Source organism: Rugamonas sp., assembly GCF_025354735.1.
Taxonomy (GTDB): domain Bacteria; phylum Pseudomonadota; class Gammaproteobacteria; order Burkholderiales; family Burkholderiaceae_D; genus Rugamonas.
Genome location: NZ_JANXMI010000308.1, coordinates 1 through 7811, shown reverse-complemented (window position 1 = coordinate 7811; position 7811 = coordinate 1). Strand labels below are relative to the sequence as shown.

The following is a 7811-nucleotide window of genomic DNA, read 5'->3' as shown; positions in this document are numbered from 1 at the left end:
TGACCGCCGCAGCTTCCTGCAATTTCTTGATCTGACCGAAAGCAGCAGTATCCCTGACGCCAAAACGATCTGGCTGTTCCGTGACCGCCTGGCCCAGGCCGGCGTGGGCAACCAGATCTTCGAGCAAGTCCAGCAGCAATTACAGCAACACGGCTACATGGCGCGCTGTGGCCAGATCATCGACGCCTCGCTCGTGCAGGCGCCGGTCCAGCGCAACAAGCGCGAGGAGGCCGAGATCGTCAAGGAAGGCACCATGCCGCTGGGTTGGAAAGCGTACAAGCGGGCGCAGAAGGATGTCGACGCGCGCTGGACCAAGAAGCACGGTAAGAGCTACTTCGGTTACAAGCTGCACGCCAGCGTGGACAAGCGCTACAAGCTACTGCGCAAAATGGTCGTCACCCACGCTGCCGTGCCGACACCACGGTCTTCGAGCTACTGCTCGATCGCAGCAACACCAGCCGCGCCGTCTATGCTGATCGCGGCTATCCCACCATCGAACGGGAAGCGCAATTGACACAAGCCGGTTGGCGCGTGCACATCCAACGCAAAGGCAGCGCCACCAAGGGCATCTCCGAGACACAGAAGAAACGTAACCGTCGCATAGCCACACCGCGCGCCCGCGTCGAGCACGTCTTCGGCGCGCTGGCGCAAATGGGCGGCAAACTGGTGCGCTGCATGGGCATCGTCCGTGTCGACTTCGCCTTGCTCCTCAAGGCAGCAACTTACAACCTGAAACGGCTGGTTTTTCTGAAGGAAGGTGGTTTGGCGGCCTTCTGAGCAGCGCATCGGGCCTGGACAGCCTCGAATTGCCACGTCTCCGCAGTATCCTCAACATCGCTGTGCCGTCCGAGCGCCGCGTTGAAACTGAGTTGAAATAGGCCGCTCGCGATTTGCGCACCACCTTACTCCGTCAAAAACTGGTTATTCGAGGTGGCCTTAACTGTCGCGCCTCGCCATTTCAGTATTCAAACTGCGTATTCCGGTCAAAACCAACCAGCCATTCCAGTTCAAAACCATCCAGGCATTCTCGTGCAATACCGGCCAGTGATTGCGATCCGGATTAGACCATTTATTCCGGCTGGATACCGGCACGCCAAATGTTATAAAGTGAATTTGGATGATAGCCTTTAAACGACCGGCGGCTTCCGCCCCTTAGCGGAAGTTCACCATTCAAAATGCAACGGGATAACCCGGTTGCCCGACAACGGGTATCTTCATTAGCTAAACGGGAACGTTTGCAGAATTCGAGCGTGCTCAACTTTCAACCTATCTCCCCAAGATGGCTTGAATCGTGCCATTAACTCTTCCTGGTACGGAAACCATATAGCCCTGCCATCACCATGCGGTTTGCGATTGCGTAGCTCGTACGATGTGGCCATTCTCAGGGTGATTCCTTCAAGCAGCAGGTACAACACCTCATCGGTATGAAGGTCCGATATCCTTTGGAGTTCCGAGCCACGCTCGGTTACCACGAACTCGAACTTTCCAGACCTCATTTCGATATGGGGTGCCCCGTCGTGCTGGGGAGATGTATGAAATGCCTTGTAATAAGGCTCTACATCAAGGCGCTCGACCAATGAGTGAAATTTAGCTGCGAGAGCGGGAAGGGACAGTTTTTCCATGGCAGTTTTTTTGCCCAGCCTCTGCCAGCGGCAGAATCTAAGCACCGAAAATATATCCTTTAGGACCGCCTAAGCAGCTTCATATCACACCGCTGCGAAGTCTGTTTTTGGCAGAACCCTGCCTCACATCTCATTGCAGCTCTAATTTGGCCATCCTTGCCGATTATCAGCTAACTGGCGCGGAGAACCACAAACAATCGCACGCTGTAGTAGCCCATACTGTCCGCCCATTGAACGCCTTCAAGACAGCGGATTCCTGATTCCCAAGTTTCATTGTCCTTTAATGCTTCAAATGTGCGTTGTCCAGCACGTTGCAGAAGAAGAATCGAAACCAGTGCAGGTCACCCATCAGAGAATCAAGTTTGATGACGTTCCCTACTTGAGCAAATAAGTCAGCCGGTATGTCCGCTGTGACTCCTTCTGAGCCACGAGTCCCGAAGTTTCCTATAAATGCAGTATATCGCCTCCCACCAATACTCCAATCTTCCGTGGTTACTTGGGTTTTATCGTTCTGATTCCAAAGTGCTGCAAGCAGGACATGAAAGGAGTTAACTGTGAAGTTCGTCAAGGCATCGTTTAGACCAACTTCATCTTCGCCGATGCCTGCAAAGCACTCCTCAATCGTCACACCGTCTCTGACAAATGCTTGTACATCTAACCGCCCGTTTGATGAACCGGGAAACCACGTCACTCTTAAAGCCGGAAGTTCAGAATTTGGAAGAACCCAATCGTTGTGGGTCGTACATTCGATATCGTGGCCCTCGAACAAGCGAACAAGAAAGTCTGATGTCCTAAGGCTCTCAGATTCAGGGATGACCTGTTTCGCAGAAAATCGTCTAAGTAGATATCGCAGCATTTACTATGAAATGAAATTTTTCGAGTGACCGTTCTTGGCCGAGAGGGGGCAAGATTAGGTACGTCCAGATTCTCTGAAAAGTTCGCCAAGAATAATTTTCGCAACACTTTCTGCCGCAGGTCCGGCTTTGGCCGGCTTGGAGCCGCCACCTCGCATACGCACGGTCATGAAGCCGTCTCCGTCTAGAGCGTATTCGCCGGTAACTTCAACTTGGCCAACCATGGTACTGATTGGATTCCAAAAAATAGGCTTATTGGATTTTTTCATTTTTTAGCTTTCATTGTCGATAAGCTTTTGTCCCGCACATTACTCTCGCGGGAACCAACCAGCAGAATTTCTCTCGGGAATTTGGATGCTCTTGGACTCAAGATGCGCAATTAGCTTCGGCTCTAACCATGGAGCCCAGCCATCGTGGTTACCCTCCCAGCATCCACGGCAAACCGTTAACTGGTAACGGGCGATATGTTTTCCATCGTAGACTCCCGTTCCAAACTGGAAGCCTGTTCCACATAGACCGCAGGTTTGCATGAACGTGGGTCTTGTCTTTTGAATACTATTCACAAATAGTCCCTAGTGGTGAATCTACGCTTTTCCTGGATGGTCTGCTGCTGGCCGATTTCTGCCGATACTGTTTCGGCCACATCCGATAGCAGCGGTATATTATCAATGCACAGTTGCGTTTTTAACGTGGTTAATGTCTGAATCTTGTTATTTCTAAAAACTGCTGCTGCGGATACAGACATCAGTCCGTAACTATCATCTAAGAACATCCGAAGAACCTCTATGGCTTTTTCTCGCTCATCAGTTTTGATGAGATGAACGGCCGCCGCAAATTTGGCCGCGACGGATGCAACCTCAATTAAATCCAAAAGATTTCTTGTGGCTCTTCCATTTCTCATCCATATCTTAACAATGTGATTTATTTTTCTGCTCGTCAAATTAGCCAACTTTGAATCACCAGCGTTAATTGCACGCCAGTATTCTTCAGATAAAATCACAAATTCTTCTGCATCCATAAAGATACCTATGCATACACATGCCGTGGTGATAGTCATATTGCCACATCGGAGCGCGTGGGACTGCGGAAATTGAGCGACTACTCTTGGCCGGTTTCTGCCTGTGTCCGTGAGGATAGCATCTTGCTTACCTGAAAAATACGCGAAATCTCACAATTTCAAATGGCGATGCCGACAATTCCATGAACGCCAACCGAGCTTCAAGCTATCAGGCCGCGATCAGCGCTTAGCAAAACAGCAGGCTATTTTTTTACCAGACTGACTGGGTTCGAACCGGAATGGCTGGCCCGGAGCAAACGAAAACTGCTGGCGCGCATAGGGCCGGAATGAGCGACTAGATTTGAACGAGAACAGGTGGCGGAATAAGGTGAGAATACGCATTCAAACCAAGCCCCGCATGATTGAATCAATATTGTCGGCCCACGCCTGCATCATCCCGCCCCGCTCCTCAAGATAGGAAGCGCGGTCGTATGCCGTTTCAAGCTCGTCTTTCTGCGCGTGGGCCAGCTGCCGGTCGACCACCTCGTGGCGATAGTGCAGCTGCTCCTTCAAGGTACTCATCGCCAGCGCGCGGAAGCCGTGCCCGGTCATGTCGCCCTTATACCCCATGCGCTCCAGCGCCTTGAGGATCGCCATGTTGCTCATGGGGCGTTCGCCGTCGCGCATGTTCGGGAACGGCAGTTTGCCCCCTCCCGTGTACGTATGCAGTTCGCGCAACAGCGCCAGCGCCTGGCGGGAAAGGCACACATAATGATCGACCTTGCACGGGAGCACTTTGCGCTTGCCGCGTTTCATGCGACGCCATGGGATAGTCCACTCGCCGCGCTCCAGATCGATCTCGCTCCACGGCGTTTCGATCAGCTCCGATGTGCGCACGAAGATCAGCAGCACTAGGCGCATCGCCAGACGCACGACGTGGCCCATGCAGGCTTCATTGTGGGCCAGCGACTTGAGCAAGGCCGGGAGTTCGGTCGAGTCGATGGCGGCGAAATGCCCTTTTTCGCGCGGCCTGAGCGCGTTTTTCAGCGTCGTGGCCGGATTACGATCGAGCTTGCCGCTGTTCACCGCGAAATCAAAGACGCGCGCCACGTCCTCCGTCAGCCGTTTGGCGATTTCCAGGGCGCCGCGCTGTTCGACTTTGCGGATCGCGAACAGGATATCCCTCGATGTGACCGTCACGATCCGCACAGTGCCGATGAAGGGGAAAATGTCGACCTCCAGACGATGCAGGATATTCTCGGCGGTGCCGGGCTGCCAGCTGTCGATCATCGTCGCGTGCCACTCGCGGGCGACGGCTTCGAAGGTGTCGTTCGCGCTGTCGCGCGCCGCCCGCAACGCCGCCTCCCCGGCCTCGAACGGGTCGATGCCATCGGCCAGCTGGCGCCGCGCCTGCGCGCGCTTGCCGCGCGCCTCCACCAGCGACACTGCCGGATAGGCGCCGAAACTGCTGCGGCTTTCGCTGCCGGTCAGGCGGCGGTACTTGAATTTCCACAGTTTCGAGCCACTGGCCGACACCTCCAGGTATAGGCCGCCGCCGTCGTAGAGGCGGTACATGCGCTGCCCCGGCCGCGCAGTGCGCACCTGCAAATCGGTAAGGGGAGCGATACGTTTGGACATGTTGGGGGTCGCACAGCGGTATCGGGGGAATGACGCCCCCCCTAAAACGACCCCGAAACGGGCTGGCTATTACTAGAAGGTATTGGACGTATTAAAACAAAAAAGCCGCCGTCCCACTGGGGGACGACGGCTTTCTTGATGCCCATTTAGCTGCCTGGGCGATAACTTGGCGGAAAGGGTGAGATTCGAACTCACGGTACACCAAAGATGTACACTGGATTTCGAGTCCAGCGCATTCGACCACTCTGCCACCTTTCCTTCGGTCTTGCTTCGCCAACCACGACTACAGCGAAGGCAAGATTATAGCAGGCTGACGAAAAAACGGAAGTGCCTCATGCAAAATTATGTTGCTTCCGCGCCTGCGCCGCCCAGCGCGATTTGACGCGCGATTTGCTACCCTATATTTGCTAGCCTATTTAACGCGCTGCTTTTCCAGCTTGCGCGCCAGCGTGCGGCGGTGCATGCCGAGCCGGCGCGCCGTTTCCGAGATGTTGAAATCGGTCTCGGCCAGCACGGCGTGGATGCGCTCCCATTCCAGCGTCTTGATCGACGTCGCGCGGCCCGTCATCTCCACTTCCGCGCCGCCGGCCACGTGGCCGAAGGCCGCTTCGATGTCGTCCGTGTTCGACGGCTTGGCCAGGTATTGGCAGGCGCCCAGCTTGATCGCTTCGACCGCCGTGTTGATGCTGGCGAAGCCGGTCAGCACCACGATCAGCATCGCCGCGTCGTGCTGGTGCAGCATCTGCACGCAGGCCAGGCCCGAGCTGCCGCCCTTGAGCTTGAGGTCGACCACCGCGTAGCCCGGCGTGTGCACTTGCAGCAACGCGGCCGCCTCGTCCTGGTTGCCGGCGATGTGGACCCGGTAGCCGCGCCGCTCGAACGAGCGGCCCAGCGTGCGCGCGAACGCTTCGTCGTCCTCGATGATGAGCAGGACCGGTTCAGCGTCCATGTCCGCCCTCCTGCGCCAGCCGGATCGCGGCCAGCGGCAGCGCCAGCTCGACGGCCGCGCCGCCGCCGGCGCGGTTGCTGGCGTGCACGCGGCCGCCCAGCGTGCGCGCCACGTTGACCACCAGGAACAGGCCGAGGCCGCCGCCGGTGCGGCCCTTGCTCGACTGGTAGGGCTTGCCGAATTGCGCCAGCATGGCCGGCGCGAAGCCGGGGCCGTTGTCGGTCACGCGCAGCGTCAGCGTGTCGTCGTCGCGGCGCGCCTCGAAGCCCACCCACTGCGGCGACGCTTCCAGCGCATTGTCGAGCACATTGCAAATCATTTGTTTCAGTGTGGAGTCCGACACGACCGGGAGATCCTGTTCGATATGGTTGAGGTAAGACAGCGCCGGCACCGGCCGGCTGCCGCGCCATTCCTCGGCCAGCTCGTCGAGGAAGGTGTTGAGGGTGGTCTTGACCGACGATTCGCCGCGCGCCTCGCCGGCCGACAGCAGGATGCCGGTGACGATGGATTTGCAGCGCTTGAGCTGCGTCTGCATCTCGCCGATTTCCTCCAGCAGCTCGGGATTGCGGCTGAATTCGGGCATGCGTTTCCAGTCGCCGAGGATCACCGACAGGGTCGCCAGCGGCGTGCCCAGTTCATGGGCGGCGCCCGAGGCGAGCAGGCCCATGCGCACGATGTGCTCCTCCTCGGCGGCGCGCTGGCGCAGGTCGGCCAACTGGGCGTCGCCGGCGCGCACGTTGCGGGTGATGCGGGCGATGAAAAACACCAGCAGCGCGGCGTCGATGGCGAAGCACAGCAACATGCCCTGCACGTACAGGCTGGTCACGCCGCGCGCGTGGTCGAGCGGCAGTTCCAGCGGCGGCGAGAACAGGCCCAGGCCCAGCAGGCTCAAACTGGTGACGGCGACGATGGCCCAGGTCCACCACCGTTCCAGCAGCACGGCGCTCAAGATCACTTGCAGCAAAAACAGGAACACGAAGGGATTGCTGGCGCCGCCGCTCAGGTGCAGCTGCGCCGTCAGCGTCGCCACGTCGACCAGCAGCGCCAGGAACAGCGAGCGGTTGGTGACGATGCTGCTTTCATGCCAGCGCAGCTGGCTGGCGATGTTGAAGCCGATCAGGCAGGCCAGCACGCCGGCCATCGACAGGATGTCGAGCCGCACGCCGAACGCCTGCGTCACCAGGGCGATGGTGGTGATCTGGCCGATGACGGCGATCCAGCGCAGCTGGATCAGCTGCCGCATATTCTGGTGGCCGGCCGGCGGCTCGACCTTGGCGGCCGGCTCGCCGCCGTGCCGTGTTGCCGGTGCTGCTGCTTGCATGATTCCTTGCATCGACACTTTCTACCTTAGTCCTGCCCGGGGCGGCGCCGCCCATCGCGCGCCACCCACCATACGGCGCCGGCCATCATCGCCGCCAGCGCGTACCAGGTGACAGCATAAACCAAATGGCTGTTGGGGAAGGAAACCACGGTCAGCCCGGCCACCGGCCGCCCGTCGCCCGCCGGCGGCGGCGTTTCGCCGTCGGCGTCGACATCGACAAAATACGGCGCCACGGCCGGCAGGCCGCGCGCGCGGGCGATCGCCGGCAGGTCGCGGCTATACCAGAAATTGCGCGCCGGGTCGTTCTGCCGCAGCAGATGGCCGGCCCGCTCGCTGATGCGCAACAGGCCGCTGACCGTGACGGCCGGGCCGCCCGCCTGTCGGCAGGCGTCGGCGGCGGCCGGCGCCGGCGCCGGCTGCGGCTTCCAGC

Annotated in this window: 7 protein-coding genes, 1 tRNA gene and 2 pseudogenes; 1 reads left to right on the top strand and 9 read right to left on the bottom strand. The window is 58.4% G+C overall.

The window, feature by feature from the left end:
* Positions 1 to 16: 16 nt before the first annotated feature.
* A pseudogene (locus tag Q0S71_RS27485) lies at positions 17 to 777 on the top strand (IS5 family transposase).
* A gap of 440 nt (positions 778 to 1217) precedes the next feature.
* Here the strand turns inward: Q0S71_RS27485 and Q0S71_RS25255 are convergent.
* From Q0S71_RS25255 to Q0S71_RS25215, 9 genes and pseudogenes are all read right to left on the bottom strand, one after another.
* Positions 1218 to 1622 (bottom strand): Imm63 family immunity protein, encoded by a 405-nt coding sequence (locus Q0S71_RS25255; RefSeq protein WP_296001826.1) that lies wholly within the window; start codon positions 1620 to 1622, stop codon positions 1218 to 1220.
* Positions 1623 to 1792: 170 nt separating this feature from the next.
* Positions 1793 to 2478, bottom strand: a pseudogene (locus tag Q0S71_RS27480) (DUF6348 family protein).
* Positions 2479 to 2532: 54 nt separating this feature from the next.
* Positions 2533 to 2745, bottom strand: a complete 213-nt coding sequence (locus Q0S71_RS25245) for a hypothetical protein (RefSeq protein WP_296001821.1) — start codon at positions 2743 to 2745, stop codon at positions 2533 to 2535.
* A 290-nt stretch (positions 2746 to 3035) separates the two neighbouring features.
* Positions 3036 to 3494 (bottom strand): hypothetical protein, encoded by a 459-nt coding sequence (locus tag Q0S71_RS25240; protein ID WP_296001818.1) that lies wholly within the window; start codon positions 3492 to 3494, stop codon positions 3036 to 3038.
* Positions 3495 to 3875: 381 nt separating this feature from the next.
* On the bottom strand, positions 3876 to 5111 hold the full coding sequence (locus tag Q0S71_RS25235) for an integrase arm-type DNA-binding domain-containing protein (RefSeq protein ID WP_296001815.1): 1236 nt from the start codon (positions 5109 to 5111) through the stop codon (positions 3876 to 3878).
* 167 nt (positions 5112 to 5278) lie between these two features.
* Positions 5279 to 5369: transfer RNA gene (locus Q0S71_RS25230), tRNA-Ser, on the bottom strand.
* Between the two features lie 154 nt (positions 5370 to 5523).
* Entirely contained in the window at positions 5524 to 6060 is a 537-nt protein-coding gene (locus Q0S71_RS25225) for a response regulator transcription factor (protein ID WP_296001814.1), read from the bottom strand.
* Positions 6050 to 7381, bottom strand: coding sequence for an ATP-binding protein (locus Q0S71_RS25220; RefSeq protein WP_296001812.1), 1332 nt, complete (start codon positions 7379 to 7381; stop codon positions 6050 to 6052). Before Q0S71_RS25220 ends, Q0S71_RS25225 begins: the two co-directional genes overlap by 11 nt.
* Positions 7382 to 7407: 26 nt before the next feature.
* Positions 7408 to 7811: SURF1 family protein (locus Q0S71_RS25215; RefSeq protein ID WP_296001810.1), on the bottom strand; the 404-nt coding region annotated here is incomplete at its 5' end.